The organism is Kitasatospora sp. NPDC093558, assembly GCF_040683475.1.
Lineage (GTDB): Bacteria > Actinomycetota > Actinomycetes > Streptomycetales > Streptomycetaceae > Kitasatospora.
This window is the reverse complement of sequence record NZ_JBFBDY010001365.1, coordinates 1-1,093: the sequence shown is the minus strand read 5'-3', so window position 1 is coordinate 1,093 and position 1,093 is coordinate 1. Positions and strand designations below refer to the sequence as shown.

Genomic DNA, 1,093 nt, shown 5'->3' with positions numbered 1-1,093 from the left:
CGGCGAGGGTGTAGACGCGCGCGATGTGGTCGACCGTCCCGCCCTCGTCGGTGCGGGCGACGGCGGCGCAGGTGCGGATCTCCGGGATCGCGGAGGCGGCGGCCTCGACGTCCCCGAGCTCGATCCGGTTGCCGCTGAGCTTGATCTGCCGGTCGCGGCGGCCGTAGTAGTGCAGGACCCCGTCGTCGTCGAACATGCCGACGTCGCCGGTGCGCAGGACGGGCCGCCGCTCGCCGGCGATCTCCAGGACCGGGAACCGCTCGCGCGTCAGCGTCTCGTTGTTCAGGTAGCCCAGGGCCACGCCGGGGCCGACGGCGACGATCTCGCCGCGTTCGCCGGGCGCGGCGGGCGTTCCGTGCTCGCGCAGCAGGACCACGGTCGTGCCGGGCACCGGCACGCCCACCGGGATGCCCGAGGGCGCGGCGGTGTCGGCCGGCACCATCCGGTGCACCGTCGTCAGCATGCAGTTCTCGGCGGGGCCGAAGCCGTTCCAGATCGGCAGCGCGGGGAAGCGCTCCAGGAACCGTGCGACGTGCTTGGGGGACTGCTTCTCGCCCCCTACGTAGAGCGTCCCCAGGCCCTCGAAGGCGTCCGGGTCCTCGTCGACGACCAGGTTGAACAGGGAGGTCGTCAGCCAGACCGTGTCGACGCCCTCGTCCGCGACGAGGCTGCGCAGCCGGCTGGGCATGAGGTGGTTCTCATCGACCACGACGACGGTGCCGCCGGTGGTCAGCTGGCCCCACAGCTCGAACGCGTACATGTCCCAGGCCCCGGGTGCGACCTGCGGGGTGACGTGCCCGGGACCGAACCCGTCCAGACCGCCCGGGCCGAACATCCGGGTGACCGCGCGGTGCGGGATGAGCACCCCCTTGGGGACGCCCGTGCTGCCGGACGTGAAGAACACCATGGCCCGGTCCTCCAGCCCGGCCGGCACCGGTTCGAAGGGGGTGCCGCCCGCGCCGTCGGCGAGTTCGGCGAGCGGCGCCGGGGCGAGCGTCCGGGAGCGCCTGGAGGCGACCCAGGAAATTCTGTAGAGGCCCGTGGCCCGCACGGATACGATGCGCCCACGAAGTTTCGTGTGGGCAGGGGAGGT

At 72.9% G+C, this 1,093-nt stretch carries 1 protein-coding gene; it reads right to left on the bottom strand.

All coding sequences use genetic code 11. The annotated features are described in order from the left end of the window. The coding region (locus AB0O00_RS41015; RefSeq protein WP_363659742.1) for an AMP-binding protein at positions 1-1,051 on the bottom strand (1,051 nt) is incomplete at its 3' end. Positions 1,052-1,093 lie beyond the last annotated feature (42 nt).